The sequence below is a fragment of the Blastomonas natatoria genome (assembly GCF_003201955.1).
Lineage (GTDB): Bacteria > Pseudomonadota > Alphaproteobacteria > Sphingomonadales > Sphingomonadaceae > Blastomonas > Blastomonas natatoria.
Window position 1 is genome coordinate 231,045 of record NZ_QJJM01000005.1, and the last position, 18,957, is coordinate 250,001.

Consider the following 18,957-nt stretch of genomic DNA (forward strand, 5'->3'; position numbering starts at 1 on the left):
GAATCTTGGCTTTACTCAAGGCTCTTCACCACCTGTTCGGTCACGTCCTTGGACAATCCAGGCTGGGCCAGGATTCGCTCCAGGCACCCGCGCATCATGCCAGCGCGCGCTTCGTCGAACCGCCGCCAGCGGCCCAGAGGCGCGATGAAGCGCGCGGTCGTTTGCGGATTGAGCGGATCGAGCTTGAGCACCAGATCGGTCAGCAGCTCATAGCCGCGCCCGCTCGCCTCGTGAAACACCGCCTGGTTCGAAACGAACGGCCAGTAGAGCGCGCGTACCCGGTTGGGGTTGGTCAGCGTGAAATCCTTGTGCCGGATGAGCTCGAGCATCTGTTCGTGCACCCGCGGATGCGCCGAACCGGTCTGCAGCGAGAACCATTTGTCGATGACCAGGGCATTGCCCTGATAGCGGTTGTAGAAGCTGTCGAGCGCGGTCTCGCGCTCGTCGGCCTGCATGCTGGCGAGTATGGCGAGCGCACCCTGGCGGTCGGTCATGTTGTCGGCGCGCGCGAACTGATCGAACGCGATAGCCGCCGCATCGCTCGCTTCGGCAGACGCGATATAGCCGAGCGCGAGCGACTTCACCTTGCGCGCACCGCGCGCCTCGCGGCTGAGCGAATAGGGCACAGCCGACGCGCGTTCGTGCACGATGCGCCACGGATCGAGCAGCCGCAATCCGATCGCCTTGCGCAGAGCGCGCCGCGCGGCATGGATCGCCTCGGGCCGGACGACGAGCATCTGTTCGCCCAGAAATGCTTCGGTCGGCAGGCTCAAAATCTCCGCGCGCATCGAATCGTCGATGCGCTGGTCGCTCACCAGATCGCCGAACACCGCGATGATCTCGTCCAGGGAGACCGCATGGTCCTCTGCCCCGCCGGGGCCGTCCAGGGCGGCAATGTCTGCGATCAGCCGGTCGATGACCAGTTGCTGCAACGCTTCGTAGCGCGCGAACGGATCGTCATCGTGGCGCACCAGAAACGCCAGGTCGCCGCTTGCCCTGGCGACATCCAGATTCACCGGCGCGGAAAAGCCGCGGTTGATCGAGAGCACCGGCGCGCGCGCATAACCTTCGAACTGCAAGCTCTGTTCGGCCTCGGTCAGCATCACCAGCGTCTCGCCGCGATGCGCCTTCATGTCGCGGTCGATCAAGGCGGTGCGCAGCGGGATCGGCATCAGCGGCTTGACCGGCTGGCCCGGCGTGGCCGCAAAATTCTGCCTGAGGTGCAGCGTCGCGGTGCCGGTGGCGGCATCATGTTCGAGCCGCGCCTGGACCTGCGGCGTGCCCGCCTGTTCGTACCAGCGGCGGAATTGCGTGAGGTCGAGCGAAGCCCCCTCCTCCATCGCGCGGACGAAATCTTCGCAAGTCGCAGCCTCCCCGTCATGCCGCCGGAAATAGAGGTCGCAACCGGCGCGAAACCGCTCGGGGCCCGCCATGGTTGCCATCATGCGGATGACCTCCGCCCCCTTGTTATAGACGGTGGAGGTGTAGAAGTTGCTGATCTCCATATAGCTGTCGGGCCGGATCGGATGGGCGAGCGGGCCGGCGTCCTCCGGAAACTGGCTGGCGCGCAGCATCCGCACATCCTCGATCCGCTTGACCGCCTCCGACCCCATGTCGGCAGAAAAGCACTGGTCGCGATAGACGGTGAAGCCTTCCTTGAGGCTCAGCTGGAACCAGTCGCGGCAGGTAACGCGGTTGCCCGACCAGTTGTGGAAATATTCGTGCGCGACCACGCCCTCGATCGCGTCATAGTCATAATCGGTCGCGGTATCGGGATCGGCGAGGATGTAACGCGAATTGAAGATGTTGAGGCCCTTGTTCTCCATCGCCCCCATGTTGAAATCGCTGACCGCGACGATGTTGAACACCGGCAGGTCATATTCCAGACCATAGACGCGCTCATCCCAGGCCATCGAGGCTTTCAGCGCCTGCATCGCATGCGCGGTGCGCCCCTCGTCGCCTGCGCGCACGAAGATGGCGAGATCGACCGTCTGCCCGCTCTTGGTCGTGAAACTGTCGCGCGTTGCCATAAGATCGCCCGCCACCAGCGCGAACAGATAGCTCGGCTTGGGATGCGGATCGTGCCAGCGGGCATAATGGCGGCCGTCCTCCAGATCGCCCGATTCGACCAGCGCGCCGTTGCTCAGCAGTACCGGGAACCGGCGCTTGTCGGCGCGCAGCAGCACCTCATAGACCGCCATATTGTCGGGACGGTCGATGAACGGGATGATGCGGCGAAAGCCTTCGGCCTCGCACTGGGTGCACAGCATGCCGTTCGAGGCGAACAGGCCCATGAGCTGAGTGTTGGTATCGGGCGCGATGCGGGTGGTGAGCGTCACTGTCGCGCGATCGGTGGGCACGTCGAAAGCGATGCCATGGCCTTCGCTGCGCCAGTTGACCGGCTGGCCATCGAGATCAAGCGTCTGCGGCAGCGGGCCATCGCAATCGAGCCGTACCGGGCGATCGTGCGCGCCATTGCGGACCAGGGCGAGCGTCGCGTGAACCTCGGCCGCCGAGAGGTCCAGATCGAACTCCAGCGCCACCGTTTCCACCCGCCAGTCGGGCGGCTGATAATCGGCCCGGTAGATTACCGGGGGGTCCTGCATCGCGGGATGGGCGGTTGCGGTCTGGATATCGGCCATGGGCGAACTCTAGTGCGCGGGCCGGGAATGCACAATCGGCCAGTGTCCCGATGGCGCGACTGGCTTACGGGAGGGACAGGACCTGTGCCCCTCTTCCCTAATCGCAGGTGAGGGCGCATATGTCGGGCATGACCCAGACAGACCCTCGCTCGTTCCTCTACCGCGCCGATGCGCTCGACCCCGATACCGCGCAGGCGATCACCCTCGATGCGCTGAAAGCCTGCGACGACGGCGAGCTCTACCTGCAATATGCGGCCAGCGAGAGCTTTGTCTTCGATGACGGCCGGCTCAAGACCGCCGATTATTCGACCGATTCAGGCTTCGGCCTGCGCGGCGTTTCGGGCGAGATGACCGGCTTTGCCCATGCCAATGATGTCAGCGCTGCGGGCATCCGCCGCGCCGCCGAAACCTTGAAGCTGCTCGATCCCGCCAAGGGCGAAGCCGCCCCGCCGCCGCGCAAGAACAACCGGCACCTGTACACCGATGGCAACCCGCTCGAATCGATCCCGTTCGAGGCCAAGATCGCGCTGCTCGAAAAGATTGATGCCGCCGCGCGCGCGCGCGACCCGCGCGTCGCGCAGGTCACCGCGAGCCTGGTCGGCAGCTGGTCGGTCGTCGAGGTGGTGCGCGCCGATGGCTTTGTCGCCACCGATGTCCGCCCGCTGGTGCGGCTCAACGTGTCGATCGTCGCGCAGAGCGGCGAGCGGCGCGAGGTCGGCAGCTTCGGCATGGGCGGGCGTTACCTTTACGATACGATGTTCGAGGACGCCGCGTGGAACCGCGCCATCGACGAGGCGCTGGCGCAGGCGCTGACCAATCTCGAGAGCGTGGCAGCACCTGCGGGCGAGATGACCGTGCTGCTCGGCCCCGGCTGGCCCGGCATCATCCTGCACGAGGCGATCGGGCACGGGCTGGAAGGCGATTTCAATCGCAAGGGTACCAGCGCCTTTTCGGGCCGCATCGGCCAGCGCGTCGCCGCCGATGGCGTCACCGTGGTCGACGATGGCTCGATCCAGGACCGGCGCGGCTCGCTCAGCATTGACGACGAGGGAACGCCCACGCAGGAGAATGTGCTGATCGAAAACGGCATATTGCGCGGATACATGCAGGACCGCCTCAACGCCCGCCTGATGGGCGTCGCCCCGACCGGCAACGGCCGCCGCCAATCCTATGCCCACGCCCCGATGCCGCGCATGACCAACACCTTCATGCGCGCAGGGAACGACGATCCGGCAGAGCTTCTGAGCCGCGTCAAGAACGGCATCTACGCCAGGAGCTTCGGCGGCGGCCAGGTCGATATCGTCTCGGGCAAGTTCGTCTTCACCTGCACCGAGGCGTACCGCGTCGAGAACGGCAAGCTCGGCGCACCGATCAAGGGCGCAACGCTGATCGGCGACGGCCCGACGGTGCTCACCAAGGTCACCGGCATCGGCAACGACTTCGCCCTCGATGAAGGCGTCGGCGTCTGCGGCAAGGGGGGCCAGGGCGTGCCCGCAGGCGTGGGCCAGCCCAGCTTGCTGGTCAGCGGGCTGACGGTGGGTGGGACTGGGGGATAGTGCTGTCCTCAAATGCCATCGAAATTTCGGCGCGAAGTTGTGGGGGTGCTGGCTGGACTCGAATTTGATCCAAGGCCGCCAAGGCACTCAGGATCATTCCTGCGATGAGCAAAGTTGGCATGCTGCAGACAGCGCAAAACCTGCTAACGTCGAACCCCTGAGTCGAGAGAGTTGTGCCACAAGATCGAGATAGCCCTTCGGCCAAGCCACAGATTGGTTGCTATATGTCCGCTGAGGAAGCGACCAATTTGTCCTCGTATGCAGAAAATCTGGGTGTGAAGCGTTCAGTCCTCGTATCCTTGCTCGTATTGCGGGAACTAAACTGTCACAGGCTTGCCTGGCTTCGAACCAAGCACAGGTACGCCGCCTTGAAAAAAGGACGTGAACGGGTGACGGCGCGCCTGAGCACGATGTCGCTCAAAGATTCTTTTGCGGTACACATTAGCAAATTTGGCATGGGGTCAGATGAGGCTGCCTGGATTCTCTTTCAGGCTGAGCTGTCGGAGAAATGGCTGGAAAAGTCGCTGTTTGATGGGAATCAAGATTGATTCCCACAGGTGAAAGTGGGACAATAAGGCGTTTGGGTTGTGCCGTCAGGCAGATCAAGGCGTGATGTTGGGGTTAGGTGTTTGATATGGCGCTGTCAGTTGTGAACGTTGGCTCACCACGAAAGTGCGCAGCCGTCGATTGGGCGGAGGTGCAACTCGCTCAGTTCGAGCACGATGAAAAGTATCATCGCGAAATTAGCCGTCTTTCGGTTCAGGATCGTTTGCGGCACATGGCTTTGCATTTCGCAAAATACGCAGGGCGTTTGCAGGAAGATTCTAGCAATTTGACGTTCAAGAAGGTGGCGACAGACTCGCTGATCATTGCCATCTCCAGTGCTAACATTCTCAATATCGATCTGACGACAGAAGGACTCGATTGCGCAAGTTCGGATAGCGCTAGGGAAGGTTTTGCGAAGCGCCTTGCCATCGCCGCTGGACGCATGGCCGGCGCGTGTGAGCGGCTCGATCACCTAGAGGATTTTCCGTTTAGAGCGGCCATAACTGCTGAAGTTCTCTCAATCTTAAGAGCCTGCATCGATTTGTTTGACGCAGAAGGCTGGTTGCTGGCGCAGGAAAGGGAGAAACGACTGGCGCCGGTCAAGGCCAAATCCATCTTCCACGGAAAGATATAGGTACCGATTACGATGACTTTCTGGAGTGGTCAGCGTCTTTCAACAGACGGCGTGACTCAACAGATTGTGGATCCTTTCCAACAGGATAGGATTGATTGCTCTGCCTACACCCTAACCTTAGGCGCAGAGGCTTACGTCACCCCACATTTCGGAGACAACTTGCGCGAGGGAGGAAAGCAGCAACTTGCAAAGCCTGAATTGGTGGATATCCGGGGAGTTCAGAGAACTCAAGGTGGTGGCCAGGTTGTAATCCCACCAGGACAATTCGCATTTCTCCTCACAGAAGAAACGGTATCAATTCCACCTGATGCAATGGGCTTTATTTCTTTGAAGTCGAAGCCGAAATTTGGCGGCCTGATCAACGTTTCGGGCTTTCACGTCGATCCTGGCTTTAAAGGTAAGCTTATTTTTTCGGTTTTTAATGCAGGACCGACGGCTTTACATTTCGCTAGAGGCGAACACCTGTTTCTCTTATGGATTGCTGATCTTTCGTTCAAAGGGGTGAAGGCTGATGGTCGTAAACAGCACATTAAAACGAGCGTCGGTTATGCTGAAATTCCTAATGATTTAGTAAATCAGATCAAGCGTGAGAATCATTCACTTCAATCACTCTCTCTACGAGTCGAAAAACTGACTACTCAAGTCAATATTGCAACAGCGGTTGCTACGGCGCTCGCCACTATTCTGGGTATTTTTGCTGCTTATGCGGCTCTTTGGCCAGGAGTCAAAACTGACAAATACGAAGTACGGATCGAGCAACCCATCCCGGCCATTGCTGTCCCTCAACATACTCCCAGCTCCGATGCTCAACCTAAACTCCGCACCAATCCTCCAAAGCCGTCTGGTAACTGATCATTAAAGGATGGCGAGGGTGGCCATCTTTCGTCACCCCAAAACATTTCAGCGGCACCGTCAGCGATTCTGCAGTTTCGGAGACGATACGCCATTGCTCTCGGAGGCCAACGGGCAATTTCGAGAGGGTTCCCCACGCGACGATTGTCACTTCCGCTGCTTCCAGAATCTCCCTTAGATGCATAGCATTATCTGGACCGACAGGATCGCTTGCGCGAGCCAGATGCCGAATGTCGGTTGCCCTGTAAGCAAACACATTGCCGACGATGACCTTCGACCAACCCAGCCGTTTTCCGAAACCGACCACCCGGCGGATCGTGGCATCGTCAACTTCCGCGTCGGCCGTGGACGGGTTAACCATAATGACCGCCGCAACGGGTCCGAACATGCTGACATTGCGCTCCAACCGGTAGCGGTAATTTTCGCAGGGGCTAAGCACCGCAGACATTCGACACTCCACTTCTCGCACCCCCGCCCAACATTTTGCTTTGGAAAATCGATTCTGCGGACGCGATGCTACACCCTTCGCGTTGTTGCCGCCCGAAGTCCAGCAGCGACCAGGCGCACATATTCCGTTGCTTCCCACTCCCCCCTTCCCCGCCGCAGAACCTTGCGCTAAGGGCTTGGCCGACTTATCGGTTGATGCATCGGCCCGCCGGCTTTCGCGCACAAAAAATGGTCGCGCGCGTCCCCATCCGGCCTGTCGGTGACGAACCGCCTGAGATCGGGCACCGCTTCGGTGCCGTGGGACACATAACTGGAAGGGACTCCACATGACCGCTGTTGGACTGGACACGCTCGGCACCCGGGCGACGATGGAAGTGGGCGGACGCACCATCGCCTATTATTCGCTGACCAAGGCGGCGGAAAAGCTGGGCGACATCTCGCGCCTGCCGTTCAGCATGAAGGTGCTGCTGGAAAACATGCTGCGCTTCGAGGATGGCGGCTTCACCGTTTCGACCGCTGACGCGCAGGCTATCGTCGACTGGCAGAAGAACCCCTCGTCCGATGCCGAAATCCAGTATCGCCCCGCGCGCGTGCTGCTGCAGGATTTCACCGGCGTGCCCTGCGTCGTCGATCTTGCCGCGATGCGCGATGCCATCGCCAAGCTGGGCGGCGATACCAGCAAGATCAACCCGCTGGTCCCGGTGCACCTTGTCATCGACCATTCGGTGATGGTCGACGAATTCGGCCATCCCAAGGCGTTCGAGCAGAATGTGGAAATCGAATATTACCGCAATGGCGAGCGCTACGACTTCCTGAAATGGGGATCGAAGAGCCTCGACAATTTCAAGGCGGTTCCTCCGGGCACCGGCATCTGCCACCAGGTGAACCTGGAAAACATCGCGCAGGCCGTGTGGACCAGCACCGATGAGAGCGGCGCGATCGTCGCCTATCCCGATACCTGTGTCGGCACCGACAGCCACACCACGATGATCAACGGCCTGGGCGTGCTCGGCTGGGGCGTCGGCGGGATCGAGGCGGAAGCCGCGATGCTCGGCCAGCCGGTCTCGATGCTGATCCCCGAAGTCGTCGGCTTCAAGCTGACCGGACAGCTGCGCGAAGGCGTGACGGCAACCGACCTCGTGCTCACCTGCACCAACATGCTGCGCAAGCATGGCGTGGTCGGCCGCTTCGTCGAATATTATGGCCCTGGCCTCGCCTCGCTGAGCCTTGCCGACCGCGCGACGCTGGCCAATATGGCCCCCGAATATGGCGCGACCTGCGGCTTTTTCGGCATCGACGACAAGACGCTCGATTACATGCGCCTCACGGGCCGCGATGAAGACGCGCTGGCGCTGGTCGAGGCCTATGCCAAGGAGCAGGGCTTCTGGATCGAACCCGATGCGGTGGACCCGGTGTTCACCAGCACGCTCGAACTCGACATGTCGACCGTCGTCCCCTCGCTTGCCGGTCCCAAGCGCCCGCAGGACCGCGTCGACCTCACGGAAGTGGACGATGTCTTCGCCAAGGACATGGCCGAGACCTACAAGAAGGCGAACCAGCGCGTCGCGGTCGAGGGCAAGGATTTCGACATCGGCGATGGCGACGTGATGATCGCCGCGATCACCAGCTGCACCAACACCTCGAACCCCGGCGTGATGGTCGCCGCAGGCCTCGTTGCCAAGAAGGCGAACGAGCTGGGCTTGCGTCCCAAGCCCTGGGTCAAGACCTCGCTCGCTCCGGGATCGCAGGTGGTCACCGATTATTTCGAAAAGGCAGGGCTGCAGCCGCATCTCGACGCGGTCGGCTTCAACCTGGTCGGCTATGGCTGCACCACCTGTATCGGCAACTCGGGCCCGCTCGCAGAGCCGATCAGCAAGGCGATCAACGACAATGGCCTGGTCGCTGCGGCCGTGATCTCGGGCAACCGCAATTTCGAAGGCCGCGTCTCGCCCGACGTGCGCGCGAACTTCCTGGCCTCGCCGCCGCTGGTCGTCGCCTATGCGCTCAAGGGCACGGTAATCGAGGATTTCACCACCACCCCGATCGGCACCGGCAAGAATGGCCAGGACGTGTTCCTCAAGGACATCTGGCCGACCAATCTCGAAGTCGCCGACACCATGGCATCGTGCATGGACCGTTCGATGTTCCAGGCGCGCTATGCCAATGTCTACAAGGGTGACGAGCACTGGCAGGCGATCAATGTCGAGGGCTCTGAAACCTATAGCTGGCGCGCCGGCTCGACCTATGTTGCCAACCCGCCGTATTTCGAGGGCATGAGCATGACCCCCGCGCCGGTGGGCGACATTGTCGAGGCCAAGCCGCTCGCGATTCTGGGCGATTCGATCACCACCGACCACATCTCGCCTGCCGGGTCGATCAAGGCGGACAGCCCTGCTGGCAAGTGGCTGATGGAGCATCAGGTCGCCAAGGCCGATTTCAACAGCTATGGCGCGCGCCGCGGCCATCACGAGGTGATGATGCGCGGCACCTTCGCCAATATCCGCATCAAGAACGAGATGGTGCCGGGCATCGAGGGCGGCATGAGCCGTTACGGCCAGGAAGTGATGCCGATCTACGACGCTGCCATGCGCCACAAGGCTGATGGCACGCCGCTGGTCGTGATCGCGGGCAAGGAATATGGCACCGGATCGTCGCGCGACTGGGCGGCCAAGGGCACCAACCTCCTGGGCGTCAAGGCGGTGATCGTCGAGAGCTTCGAGCGTATCCACCGCTCCAACCTGGTCGGCATGGGCGTGCTTCCGCTGCAGTTCCAGAATGGCGATACGCGTGAAACCCTCGGCCTGACCGGTGACGACACGTTCACGATTCGGGGCATTGCCGATCTCAAGCCGCGCCAGCAGGTGACGGTCGAAGTGACGCGCGCCGATGGCTCGACCTTCAGCTTCGAGGCGCTGTGCCGCATCGATACCGCCAATGAGCTCGAATATTTCATGAACGGCGGCATCCTGCACTACGTGCTGCGCAAGCTCGCTGCATGATGACAATCGTGTCTCGGGCCATCGTTGCGCTGTTCGGCGCCGCGATGGCCCTTGGCGCGTCCCCGATGGCGGCGGCGCAGCAGGCCCCGGCCCGCGCGGCAAGGCTGGCTGCGGATCCGCAAGAGGCCGGTCTCACCTGTTTCTACGCGGCCGTGGTGACCGGCGGCGGCAAGACCGAAGCTCTGGCCGAGGCGAGCTGGTTCCTGTTCGACCTGACCCGCCAGCAGACGGAAGGCGCGCCCGAAACATTCGCCGAGAAGCTCGAGGCCACGGCCAGTCTGCCCCCGCCCAATCTCGATACGCTCGCCGCCGATGCGCCGGCGCTGCTGCCGCAATGCGCCAGCCGCTATCCGCTGATCAGCTCTAAACGCGTCGTTACCCTGCCGTCCGATGCCTTTGCCCGCGACATGCAGTGCTTTGCCCTCACCAGTTATCTAGCCGGCATGGCCGAGAGCGAGCTGGAAGACTCAGGCGAAAGCCCGTTCGGCAAGCGCGTCGCTGCGCTGGCGGACAGGCTCGCCGCCGGACTGAGCGAAGAGCGCGCGAAGGCGGCGGGGATTGCGGACGAAGCCGCGATGATCCGGCAATTCTCGCTCGCGCTGCGTGACATCAGCCCGCTCGGCAATCCGATGAAGGTGCTGGAAGCCTGCGAGGCGGTGAATTGACCGGCGCGGCTCCTCCGGCCGAGAAGCAGAGGAGCCGCTAGATGCCGCGCCTGCGCCAGGTTCCGCGCGACGAGGCGGACGATTATGCGCGCAAGCTCTATACCGCTTTGTTCGGGGATCGCGATCCGGTCGAGCAGCCGGGTACCGCGACCGGCACGCCGGGCAACTGGTGGACGGTCTTCGCGCTCGTCCCCGATGCGTTCCGCCATACCACAGAGGGCTTCGGCTTCTATCGCTCCGACAAGCGTATGCTCGACCCCGCCTTGCGCGAGCTCGGCCAGACCCGCGCGGGCTATGCCGTGGGTTCGCGCTTCGTCTATTCGCAGCACATGAAGGCGGCGCGCTTTGCCGGGCTCAGCGAGGAACAGGTCGAGGCGATCGCGCACTGGCACGTGGCGGATTGCTTCACCCCGATCCAGCGCGCCGTGCTTGCCTATGCCGATGCGCTGGTGCTGCAGCATGGCCGCGTGTCCGATGGCGTGTTCGCCGCGCTCAAGGCGGAGCTTTCGGACGAAGAGATTCTCGAACTGACCTATGTCACCGCGACCTATATGATGCACGGTGTTATGAGCCGCGCGCTGCGGCTGGAATATGACGATGTCGACGATCCGGTGACCGAGGTGCCCGCATCCGAAGGCGCGACCGCCGATGTCATGGGCATGGTCGATCGGCGGAAACGGGACTGACATGAGCTATCATCATCTCGCCATGGCGGCGCGCGACATGGCCGCGATCCACGATTTCTACGAGCGGATCACCGGCTTCGAGCTGGTCAAGGTCGAGATTGCGCCGATGATGGGTGGCGGCTGGGGCAAGCATTTCTTCTACCGCATGGACGGTGACGACAGCAGCTTCATCGCCTTCTGGGAGCTGAACGAGGTGCCGGGGGCCGAGGCACACGAGTTCAACCTCAACAAGGCGGCGCACATGCCGCCGGGGACCAACCATTTCGCCTTTGCCGTACACAGCGCCGAGGAGCTCGACGCGCGGCGCGACCAGTGGAACGCGGCGGGGCTCGACGTGCTCGAGATCGATCACAACTGGTGCCGGTCAATCTACACCCGCGATCCCAATGGCAATATGGTCGAATTCTGCCTTACCACCGGCACGTTCAGCGATTCGGACCGGGCAAGGGCGCTTGCGGCACTCGACGAACGGACGATGAATCCTTCGCCGCCGCCTGCGTCGATGCGGCAATGGCTGGCCAAGGAGCGGGTGGCCACGGAAACGCAAACCGCCTGAAAGGTCGGCGCGCGCTTGACTTTCCACACCCCTCCCCTTATGCGCCCAACTTTCGCGGGGACGGCTCGGCCGGTTTCCGCAGCGAATCATTCACAACCGTTTTTCAGGAGTGCCGCATGAAGCGCACATTTCAGCCCAGCAATCTCGTGCGCGCGCGTCGCCATGGTTTCCGTTCGCGCATGGCGACCCCGGGTGGCCGCGCCGTGCTGCGTGCACGCCGTGCCCGTGGCCGCAAGCGCCTGAGCGCCTGATCGGGCCGCCGCCCGTGGTTGCGGGCGCGCACGGTAATCTGGACACGGACAATGCGGGCGCTCCGGAAGGCTCCGGGGCGCCCGTTGTCATGCGGCAACGCTCCGATTTCCTCGCCGCCAACGGGGGCCTGCGCGTCGGCACGCCGGGCTTCGTGCTGCTGGTGAAATCGCGCGCGGACCAGAATGCGCAGGCGCGGATCGGCTATACCGTCACCAAGAAGACCGGCAATGCCGTCGTGCGCAACCGCATCAAGCGGCGCTTTCGCGAGCTGGCGCGCGCGTTGCTGCCCGAACACGGAATCGCGGGCGCAGATCATGTGCTGATCGGGCGCACCGACGCACTGACCCGCGACTTTGCCGCGATGAAGGCTGATCTCGAGCGCGCGCTCGCCCGGGTGCGCGAAGGCAAGGCGAGTTCGGACCGCCGCCCGCAGCATGGCAAGCCGCGCAGGCGCTGATGCCGCGTCGCCGGTCGTTCGCCCGCATGCACCTGTCTAACGGCGCTGGCACATCGGGTGCGTTCTGGTCGAGGGCAGGGGGCATGGAGCATAAATGCGCCAGATCCTGATCCTCATCGCCCGCGCCTGGCAGCTCGGCCCCTCGCGGGTGCTGCCGCCCAGCTGCCGCTACAGCCCCAGTTGCTCGCAATATGCCATCGAAGCGCTGACGAAATACGGTGCGATTAAGGGTGGCTGGCTGGCGATGAAGCGGCTATTGCGCTGTCACCCATGGGGCGGGCACGGCGATGATCCGGTGCCCTGATGCACAAATGCGCCCCCTTATGAATTGCCGGAAGAAGGTTTGAAGCGTGGAGAATCAGCGTAACGTCATCCTGGCCATCGGTTTGATGGCTCTGGTCCTGTTCGGATGGCCTTATGCGCTGGAGTTCTTCTATCCCGCGCGCCCGGCGACGATCGAGGATGCGGTCGAAGCCCCGCGCCCCGGCCTCAAGAACAGCAATGCCGTACCCGATACCGGCACCGCGCCCAAGGTGATCCGTGAGCGCAAGGCGGTGATCGCCGGCTCCGCGCGCGTTCCGATCGATGCGCCGCGCGTCGCCGGATCGATCAACCTCACCGGCGCGCGGCTCGACGATCTGGTGCTCAAGGATTATCGCGAGAAGCTCGACAAGAATTCGGACCTGGTCCACCTGTTCTCGCCCGCGGGCACCGGGGACCAGTATTTCGCGCAGTTCGGCTGGATCGGGGAGGGGGTCACCGTCCCCACGAGCCAGACCGTCTGGACCGCGAATGGCAGCAAGCTGACGCAGAAGACGCCAGTGACCCTGAGCTGGACGAACCCGGCGGGCCAGCGCTTCGAGATCACTTATGCGATCGATGCCAATTATCTGATCACCGTCACCCAGCGCTTCGTGAACACCGGCCCTGCGCCCGCGATCGTGCGTCCGCTGGGGCTGATCAACCGCACCAGCGCCAATGCCGATCCCAGCACCTGGACGGTGCGCAACGGGCCTTTGGGCGTGTTCGACGATGTCGCCGATTTCGACGTGCATTATGACGATCTCGACGAAAACCCGAAAAAGCTGGTCGAATATACCGGCAATATCGACTGGCTCGGCTTTACCGACCATTACTGGCTCTCGGCGCTGATTCCCGCGCCCGACACCAAGGGCCAGATGGCAGGCAATTTCCGCGCGCTGGGCGGCAAGCTCTACCAGTCCGAGCTGCTGTTCGACACGACCGTGGTGGCCCCCGGCCGACAGATCGAGACGAAATCGATGCTGTTTGCCGGTGCCAAGGAAACCGAGCTGCTCGACGATTATGTCGACGCCAAGAATATCAAGCTGCTCGACCGCGCGGTCGACTGGGGCTGGTTCATCTGGTTCGAAAAGCCGATCTTCAAGCTGCTCAACTGGCTGTTCGAGCAGGTCGGCAATTTCGGCGTGGCGATCATCCTGCTCACCATCATCATCCGCGGCCTGATGTTCCCGATTGCGCAGAAGCAGTTCGCCTCGATGGCGCAGATGCGCGCGGTGCAGCCCAAGATGAAGGCGCTGCAGGAACGCTACAAGGACGACAAGCAGAAGCTCCAGCAGGAGATGATGGAGCTGTACCGCAAGGAAAAGGTCAATCCGCTCGCCGGATGCCTGCCGATGTTCCTGCAGATCCCGGTCTTCTTCGCGCTCTACAAGGTGCTGCTGCTGGCGATCGAAATGCGTCACCAGCCGTTCGCGCTGTGGATCAAGGACCTCTCGGCACCCGACCCGCTGACTCCGGTCAACCTGTTCGGCCTGCTGCCCTTCGATCCGCCGAGCATGATTGCCATCGGCGTGCTGCCGATCATCCTGGGCGTTACCATGTGGCTACAGTTCAAGCTCAATCCCGCGCCGATGGACCCGGTCCAGCAGCAGGTCTTCTCGATCATGCCCTGGGTGCTGATGTTCGTGATGGCGCCGTTTGCCGCCGGGCTTCAGCTCTACTGGGCGATGTCGAACGTGCTGACGATCGCGCAGCAGAAATGGCTCTACAGCCGCCATCCGCAGTTGAAGGAGCTGGCGGCAAAAGAGGCAGCAGAGAAGGCGGCCAAGGCCGACGGCAAGGGCAAGGCGTGAGCATCGCCTTCTCTCCCTTCGTCACTCCCGCGCAGGCGGGGGTCCCGCTATCCTTCACAGCCTTCTCGCAGAAGCGGGATTCCCGCGTTCGCGGGAATGACAGGAAGGGGTGCAGCGCCCATGGATGAACCCATCATCCACCCGCTGCTTCAGGAAGCGAACCGGCTGTTTTCCGGTTCGGTCACCTTCCTCAAGTCCGCGCCCTCGCTCGAATTCCTGCCGCCGCCGACCGTGCCGGAAATCGCCTTTGCCGGCCGCTCGAATGTCGGCAAGTCCTCGCTGCTCAACGCGCTGGTCGGCAGGCGCGCGATCGCGCGCACCTCGGTGACGCCGGGACGCACGCAGGAGCTCAATTTCTTCGACGTGGGCGATCCGCCGCGCTTTCGCGTGGTCGACATGCCCGGCTATGGCTTTGCCAAGGCGCCCAAGGATGTCGTCAAGAAATGGCGCTTCCTGATCAACGACTATCTGCGCGGCCGCGTGGTCCTGAAGCGGACCCTGGTGCTGATCGACAGCCGCCATGGCGTGAAGCCGGTCGATCTCGACGTCATGAAGATGCTCGACGAGGCGGCGGTCAGCTATCGCCTCGTCCTGACCAAGGCCGACAAGATCAAGGCGAGCGAGCTGGAGCGGGTCGCCGACCTGACCCGCGCCGAGGCGCGCAAGCATGCCGCAGCCTTCCCCGATGTCATCATCACCTCGTCGGAAAAGCGCATGGGGATTGACGATCTGCGCGGCTTTGTGATGGATTCGATCAGCGAGTAACCTTTTCCCGCCAGTCCCCTTTTCCGGCAGATGCCGGAATCCGGTAGCGGGATTGTGCAGTCTGACTCCTGGGCTTCGGCTTACGCTGGCGAACGGACAGACGAGAGTTTCAGGGGGCAGCGATGAAGCTTTATATCGGCAACAAGAACTATTCGAGCTGGTCGCTGCGCGGCTGGCTGGCGTGCAAGCAATCGGGGCTGCCGTTCGAGGAAGTGGTCGTGCCGCTGTACGACGAGGCATGGCCCGAGCGGCGGCAGGCGCCCGAATTCCAGCCTTCCGCCGGCAAGGTACCGGTGCTGTGGGATGGCGAGGCGGTGGTATGGGATTCGCTCGCCATCATCGACTGGCTGGCCGACAGGACGCACCGCGACCGCTTCTGGCCGAAGGACCCGGTCGCCGCTGCGCTCGCCCGGTCGATGGCGGCGGAAATGCACGCCGGTTTTCTTCCCCTGCGCCGCGAATGCGGCATGAACATGCGCCAGCGGTACGATGATTTCAGCGTCAGCCCCGAAGTGCATCAGGACGTGATGCGCATATTGTCGCTCTGGGCGGAGGCGCGCGCGCGCTTCGGGCGCGGCGGGCCGTTCCTGTTCGGCAGCTTCAGCGCGGCAGACATCATGTTCGCGCCGGTCATCACCCGCTTCCAGACCTATGGCATCACGCTGCCCGGCTTCGCGCAGGCCTATAGCGAGGCGATCCTGGGGCACGAATGGATGGTCGACTGGGCGGAAGCGGCGAAAGCCGAACCCTGGGTCATCGAGCGGTTCGAGCGCTGAGCCTAGTCTAGAGCGTTTTCAAATTGAGCGAAAACGCTCTAGTTTTTTGGATGCCGCATTTTCCGAGCCGTTGACCGTAAACGGTCAACTTGAAAATGCTCTAGATATTTGTTGTCGCATGATTTTCTGACAAAAACCGGTTCCCACTTTTTGTCATCATGCTTTGCCGCCGCCGCGCAGGATCGCGGCGAGGCCAGCCTCGTAATCCGGATAGGCAAGCTGCCAGCCGAGCAGCCGCTTGGCTTTGCCGTTCGAAACGCGCCGGTTCTCGGCATAGAAGCCCAGCGCCATTGGCGAGAGATTTGCCTCCTCCAGCGACTGTAGTGGCGGTATCGGCGCGCCCAATAGCCGGGACGCCGCCTCGATCACCCGGTTTTGCGAGCAGGGCAGGTCGTCGCCCAGATTGTAGACGCCCGCCGGGCCGTCGAACGAGGCGATGACGCCGCCTGTAATATCATCGACGTGCACCCGGCTGAACACCTGGTCCGGCATCGCGATACGTTTCGCGGTGCCATCGCGCACCCGGTCGAGCGCGCTGCGGCCCGGGCCGTAGATCCCCGGCAGCCGCAACACCCGTACCCGGCTGTCGAGCGCCTGCCAGACGAGATCCGCTTCGGTCCGCGCATTGCGCCTGCCCGTGCCGACCACCGAGGCTTCGTCCACCCACGCCCCTCCGGCATCGCCATAGACCCCGGTCGAGGACAGATAGCCGATCCAGCGGGCAGGCGCCGTGCGCAGGATGTCGGCATATTGGGTGAGCACCGGATCGAGCCCGGTGGTGCGATCGGGCGGGACGCTCGAGAGCACGTGCGTTGCGTCGGCCAGGGCAGCGTGGACGGTGGCGGTATCGGCAAAATCGACATCGCCGGCCCGGCCGGTGCCGCGCACCTGCCAGCCATCCGCCCGCAGCCTTTGCGCCAGCCGCGATGCGGAATAGCCCATGCCGAAGATGAACATATGGCTCATGTGCGCGGGAACCTAGGCCTGCAGCCGATCGAGTGCGCGGTCCCTGCCGATCAGCGGCAGCAATTCGCCCATGTCAGGGCCATGGTCCATGCCAGTCAGCGCACGGCGCAGCGGCAGGAACAGGGCCTTGCCCTTGCGCCCGGTGCTGGCCTTGAGTGCCTCGGTCCAGTCCTTCCAGACGGCAGGGCCGAATTCCAGCCCCTCGAGCACGGTGCGTGCTTCGGCCAGATAAGCGCTATCGTCTGCCTCGGGCGCAGGCGCGGTGACAGGTCCTGCGATAATGCGCCAGTAGTCACCCACCTCGCCCAGATGCGCGATATTGGGGCGTATGGCGTGCCAGATCGCCTCGTCGATCTCCGGCGGCAACTGGTCCGCTACCAGTGCATGATCGGCGGTGTGGACGAGCTGGCGGTTGATCCGCTCCAGGTCCTCCTCGGCAAAGCGCGCCGGCGCGCGGCCAAAGCGCGCGAAGTCGAAGCTGTTTAGCAGTGCCGCACGGTCGTGCAGGGCCTCGACCGGGTCCGACGTGCCCAGCCGCGCGAGCAGCGCGACGATCGCCTGGGGCAGGACATGCTTCTCGCGCAGTTCGTTGACGCCCAGCGAGCCTAGCCGCTTGGAAAGCTTGCCCTCGGCACCCGTCAGCAGCGCCTCGTGCGCGAATTGCGGCGGCGTGCTACCCAGCGCCGTGAACATCTGCAGCTGCACGGCCGTGTTCGAGACATGGTCCTCGCCGCGTACGACATGGGTGATGCCCATATCGACATCGTCGATGGCGGAGGGCAGCATGTAGAGCCAGCTGCCATCGGCGCGGCGGATGACGGGGTCGGACAGGCTCGCCGCGTCGAATTTCTGCGGGCCACGGATCAGGTCGTCCCAGGCGATCGGCTCGTCCCGATCGAGCTTGAAGCGCCAGTGCGGACGCAGGCCCTGCGCTTCCAGATCGGCGCGTTCTGCGTCGCTAAGGTTCAGCGCGGCGCGATCATAGACCGGCGGAAGGCCGCGCCCCAATGCGATCTTGCGCTTGAGATCGAGCTCCTGCGCGGTCTCGTAGCAGGGATAGACCCGGCCCGCCGCGCGCAACCGCTCGAACGCGGCCTCGTACAGCGCGCTGCGCTCCGACTGGCGATATTCGGCATCGGGATGGAGGCCCAGCCAGGCGAGATCGGCGCGGATGCCGGTGACATATTCCTCGCGGCTGCGCTCGGCATCGGTATCGTCGATGCGCAGGATGAAGCGCCCGCCGGTCTTCCTGGCCCACATCCAGTTGTGCAGCGCGGTGCGGATATTGCCGATATGCAGGTGCCCTGTGGGGGACGGGGCGAAACGGGTGATGGTCATTATGCAATTAGTTCCAGCTTTTCATGGCGCGCTGCCTTAGCCAGCGCCTTGTCGAGAGTCATCAACGGCGCTTCTGTCCTTATGGCAAGTTCCAGATAGGCCGCATCATAGGCGGTCAGATCATGACGTGCCGCCAGTTCCATGCACGCCCCCCATGCATGTCGGTTCGTGCCGTCGTCCAGATGGATGCGATATTCGGAGAGGATGGTCAGCGCTCTTTCGAGCCTTTGGGCATCAATCCGCTTCTGCCGCATGGCGGTCCTGCCGAGGTTCAGCACCTCAAGCCGCCAATGTTGCGGAACCAGCGCCCGGCCCTCGACCATGACAGGCATAAGCTGTGGCGGAATGTCCGGAGCTTCGTCCGGCAGGATCATCAGGCCGATGACGCTTGCGTCGATGACGCACAGCTTCAACGTCGGCCCTCGTTCTTCCATGCGATCATCTCTTCGATCGTCGCCGTTTTGCCCTCGGCACGCAACTCTTCGCGCAATTGGGCCAGAGCTTCCCAGGCCTTGCGCCCGCGCTCTTCGACATCATCCTGATCGATGATTGGCACCAGCTTCGCAGCCGCCTTGCCATGACGCGTTATGACGATTTCATCGCCTTGCTCGGCAGCAGCGATGAATTCGGACACCTTGTCCTTGAAGGTGGCGACGGGCACGTGGCGCATAAAATCCCTTTCGGCCAGAATTCTAGCCGAAAATTG

At 62.9% G+C, this 18,957-nt stretch carries 20 protein-coding genes; 14 read left to right on the top strand and 6 right to left on the bottom strand.

Translation table 11 applies throughout. The features are described 5' to 3' along the window. Window positions 1–11: 11 nt before the first annotated feature. The gene (gene pepN, locus C7451_RS08280; protein ID WP_110298482.1) at window positions 12–2,642 is read right to left on the bottom strand and encodes an aminopeptidase N; all 2,631 of its coding nucleotides are present in this window, start codon (window positions 2,640–2,642) and stop codon (window positions 12–14) included. Between the two features lie 128 nt (window positions 2,643–2,770). Between pepN and tldD the strand changes: the two genes are divergently transcribed. The 4 genes from tldD (at window position 2,771) to C7451_RS19750 (ending at window position 6,230) form a co-directional block, all read left to right on the top strand. Continuing rightward, window positions 2,771–4,198, top strand: coding sequence for a metalloprotease TldD (tldD, locus tag C7451_RS08285; RefSeq protein ID WP_110298543.1), 1,428 nt, complete (start codon window positions 2,771–2,773; stop codon window positions 4,196–4,198). Window positions 4,199–4,422: 224 nt separating this feature from the next. Continuing rightward, a complete protein-coding gene (locus tag C7451_RS08290) occupies window positions 4,423–4,746 on the top strand; it encodes a hypothetical protein (protein WP_110298483.1) in 324 nt (107 codons plus the stop codon). Window positions 4,747–4,832: 86 nt separating this feature from the next. After that, entirely contained in the window at window positions 4,833–5,378 is a 546-nt protein-coding gene (locus C7451_RS08295) for a hypothetical protein (RefSeq protein WP_110298484.1), read from the top strand. Window positions 5,379–5,390: 12 nt separating this feature from the next. After that, window positions 5,391–6,230, top strand: coding sequence for a dCTP deaminase domain-containing protein (locus C7451_RS19750; protein ID WP_146215315.1), 840 nt, complete (start codon window positions 5,391–5,393; stop codon window positions 6,228–6,230). On the opposite strand, the gene C7451_RS08300 is transcribed toward C7451_RS19750, so the two are convergent. Further along, the gene (locus tag C7451_RS08300; protein WP_110298485.1) at window positions 6,190–6,678 is read right to left on the bottom strand and encodes a DUF1643 domain-containing protein; all 489 of its coding nucleotides are present in this window, start codon (window positions 6,676–6,678) and stop codon (window positions 6,190–6,192) included. The two genes, C7451_RS19750 and C7451_RS08300, sit on opposite strands and share 41 nt — an antisense overlap. 325 nt (window positions 6,679–7,003) lie before the next feature. Between C7451_RS08300 and acnA the strand changes: the two genes are divergently transcribed. From acnA to C7451_RS08350, 10 genes are all read left to right on the top strand, one after another. Next, entirely contained in the window at window positions 7,004–9,676 is a 2,673-nt protein-coding gene (acnA, locus tag C7451_RS08305; RefSeq protein WP_110298486.1) for an aconitate hydratase AcnA, read from the top strand. Between the two features lie 8 nt (window positions 9,677–9,684). Next, complete coding sequence (locus C7451_RS08310; RefSeq protein WP_167398479.1) at window positions 9,685–10,341, top strand: hypothetical protein; 657 nt, start codon at window positions 9,685–9,687, stop codon at window positions 10,339–10,341. 41 nt (window positions 10,342–10,382) lie between these two features. Further along, on the top strand, window positions 10,383–11,027 hold the full coding sequence (locus C7451_RS08315; protein ID WP_110298488.1) for a carboxymuconolactone decarboxylase family protein: 645 nt from the start codon (window positions 10,383–10,385) through the stop codon (window positions 11,025–11,027). Between the two features lies 1 nt (window position 11,028). After that, window positions 11,029–11,583: a VOC family protein gene (locus C7451_RS08320; protein ID WP_110298489.1), complete on the top strand. Its 555-nt coding sequence runs from the start codon at window positions 11,029–11,031 to the stop codon at window positions 11,581–11,583. 116 nt (window positions 11,584–11,699) lie between these two features. Continuing rightward, on the top strand, window positions 11,700–11,834 hold the full coding sequence (rpmH, locus tag C7451_RS08325) for a 50S ribosomal protein L34 (RefSeq protein WP_060977424.1): 135 nt from the start codon (window positions 11,700–11,702) through the stop codon (window positions 11,832–11,834). 89 nt (window positions 11,835–11,923) lie between these two features. Continuing rightward, window positions 11,924–12,292: a ribonuclease P protein component gene (rnpA, locus tag C7451_RS08330; protein WP_110298490.1), complete on the top strand. Its 369-nt coding sequence runs from the start codon at window positions 11,924–11,926 to the stop codon at window positions 12,290–12,292. 94 nt (window positions 12,293–12,386) lie between these two features. Then, complete coding sequence (gene yidD / locus C7451_RS08335) at window positions 12,387–12,596, top strand: membrane protein insertion efficiency factor YidD (RefSeq protein WP_110298491.1); 210 nt, start codon at window positions 12,387–12,389, stop codon at window positions 12,594–12,596. A gap of 46 nt (window positions 12,597–12,642) precedes the next feature. Beyond that, window positions 12,643–14,406, top strand: coding sequence for a membrane protein insertase YidC (gene yidC, locus C7451_RS08340; protein WP_110298492.1), 1,764 nt, complete (start codon window positions 12,643–12,645; stop codon window positions 14,404–14,406). A gap of 120 nt (window positions 14,407–14,526) precedes the next feature. Beyond that, window positions 14,527–15,171: a ribosome biogenesis GTP-binding protein YihA/YsxC gene (yihA, locus tag C7451_RS08345; protein WP_110298493.1), complete on the top strand. Its 645-nt coding sequence runs from the start codon at window positions 14,527–14,529 to the stop codon at window positions 15,169–15,171. A 122-nt stretch (window positions 15,172–15,293) separates the two neighbouring features. After that, window positions 15,294–15,947, top strand: a complete 654-nt coding sequence (locus C7451_RS08350) for a glutathione S-transferase family protein (protein WP_110298494.1) — start codon at window positions 15,294–15,296, stop codon at window positions 15,945–15,947. Between the two features lie 156 nt (window positions 15,948–16,103). On the opposite strand, the gene C7451_RS08355 is transcribed toward C7451_RS08350, so the two are convergent. From C7451_RS08355 to C7451_RS08370, 4 genes are read right to left on the bottom strand one after another with little or no spacing between them, the layout of a single operon-like run. Beyond that, a complete protein-coding gene (locus tag C7451_RS08355; RefSeq protein WP_110298495.1) occupies window positions 16,104–16,913 on the bottom strand; it encodes a Rossmann-fold NAD(P)-binding domain-containing protein in 810 nt (269 codons plus the stop codon). 12 nt (window positions 16,914–16,925) lie between these two features. Beyond that, window positions 16,926–18,251: a glutamate--tRNA ligase gene (gene gltX / locus C7451_RS08360; RefSeq protein WP_208625167.1), complete on the bottom strand. Its 1,326-nt coding sequence runs from the start codon at window positions 18,249–18,251 to the stop codon at window positions 16,926–16,928. Then, the gene (locus tag C7451_RS08365) at window positions 18,251–18,685 is read right to left on the bottom strand and encodes a type II toxin-antitoxin system VapC family toxin (protein ID WP_110298497.1); all 435 of its coding nucleotides are present in this window, start codon (window positions 18,683–18,685) and stop codon (window positions 18,251–18,253) included. The genes gltX and C7451_RS08365 overlap by 1 nt, the downstream gene beginning before the upstream one ends. Further along, a complete protein-coding gene (locus C7451_RS08370) occupies window positions 18,661–18,921 on the bottom strand; it encodes a type II toxin-antitoxin system Phd/YefM family antitoxin (protein ID WP_110298498.1) in 261 nt (86 codons plus the stop codon). Before C7451_RS08370 ends, C7451_RS08365 begins: the two co-directional genes overlap by 25 nt. Window positions 18,922–18,957 lie beyond the last annotated feature (36 nt).

Bases quoted from the DNA above. Each gene is read 5' to 3' on its own strand.
- pepN (WP_110298482.1), bottom strand. From the start codon at position 2,642: ATGGCCGATATCCAGACCGCAACCGCCCATCCCGCGATGCAGGACCCC.
- tldD (WP_110298543.1), top strand. From the start codon at position 2,771: ATGACCCAGACAGACCCTCGCTCGTTCCTCTACCGCGCCGATGCGCTC.
- C7451_RS08290 (WP_110298483.1), top strand. From the start codon at position 4,423: ATGTCCGCTGAGGAAGCGACCAATTTGTCCTCGTATGCAGAAAATCTG.
- C7451_RS08295 (WP_110298484.1), top strand. From the start codon at position 4,833: ATGGCGCTGTCAGTTGTGAACGTTGGCTCACCACGAAAGTGCGCAGCC.
- C7451_RS19750 (WP_146215315.1), top strand. From the start codon at position 5,391: ATGACTTTCTGGAGTGGTCAGCGTCTTTCAACAGACGGCGTGACTCAA.
- C7451_RS08300 (WP_110298485.1), bottom strand. From the start codon at position 6,678: ATGTCTGCGGTGCTTAGCCCCTGCGAAAATTACCGCTACCGGTTGGAG.
- acnA (WP_110298486.1), top strand. From the start codon at position 7,004: ATGACCGCTGTTGGACTGGACACGCTCGGCACCCGGGCGACGATGGAA.
- C7451_RS08315 (WP_110298488.1), top strand. From the start codon at position 10,383: ATGCCGCGCCTGCGCCAGGTTCCGCGCGACGAGGCGGACGATTATGCG.
- C7451_RS08320 (WP_110298489.1), top strand. From the start codon at position 11,029: ATGAGCTATCATCATCTCGCCATGGCGGCGCGCGACATGGCCGCGATC.
- rpmH (WP_060977424.1), top strand. From the start codon at position 11,700: ATGAAGCGCACATTTCAGCCCAGCAATCTCGTGCGCGCGCGTCGCCAT.
- rnpA (WP_110298490.1), top strand. From the start codon at position 11,924: ATGCGGCAACGCTCCGATTTCCTCGCCGCCAACGGGGGCCTGCGCGTC.
- yidD (WP_110298491.1), top strand. From the start codon at position 12,387: ATGCGCCAGATCCTGATCCTCATCGCCCGCGCCTGGCAGCTCGGCCCC.
- yihA (WP_110298493.1), top strand. From the start codon at position 14,527: ATGGATGAACCCATCATCCACCCGCTGCTTCAGGAAGCGAACCGGCTG.
- C7451_RS08350 (WP_110298494.1), top strand. From the start codon at position 15,294: ATGAAGCTTTATATCGGCAACAAGAACTATTCGAGCTGGTCGCTGCGC.
- C7451_RS08355 (WP_110298495.1), bottom strand. From the start codon at position 16,913: ATGAGCCATATGTTCATCTTCGGCATGGGCTATTCCGCATCGCGGCTG.
- gltX (WP_208625167.1), bottom strand. From the start codon at position 18,251: ATGACCATCACCCGTTTCGCCCCGTCCCCCACAGGGCACCTGCATATC.
- C7451_RS08365 (WP_110298497.1), bottom strand. From the start codon at position 18,685: ATGGAAGAACGAGGGCCGACGTTGAAGCTGTGCGTCATCGACGCAAGC.
- C7451_RS08370 (WP_110298498.1), bottom strand. From the start codon at position 18,921: ATGCGCCACGTGCCCGTCGCCACCTTCAAGGACAAGGTGTCCGAATTC.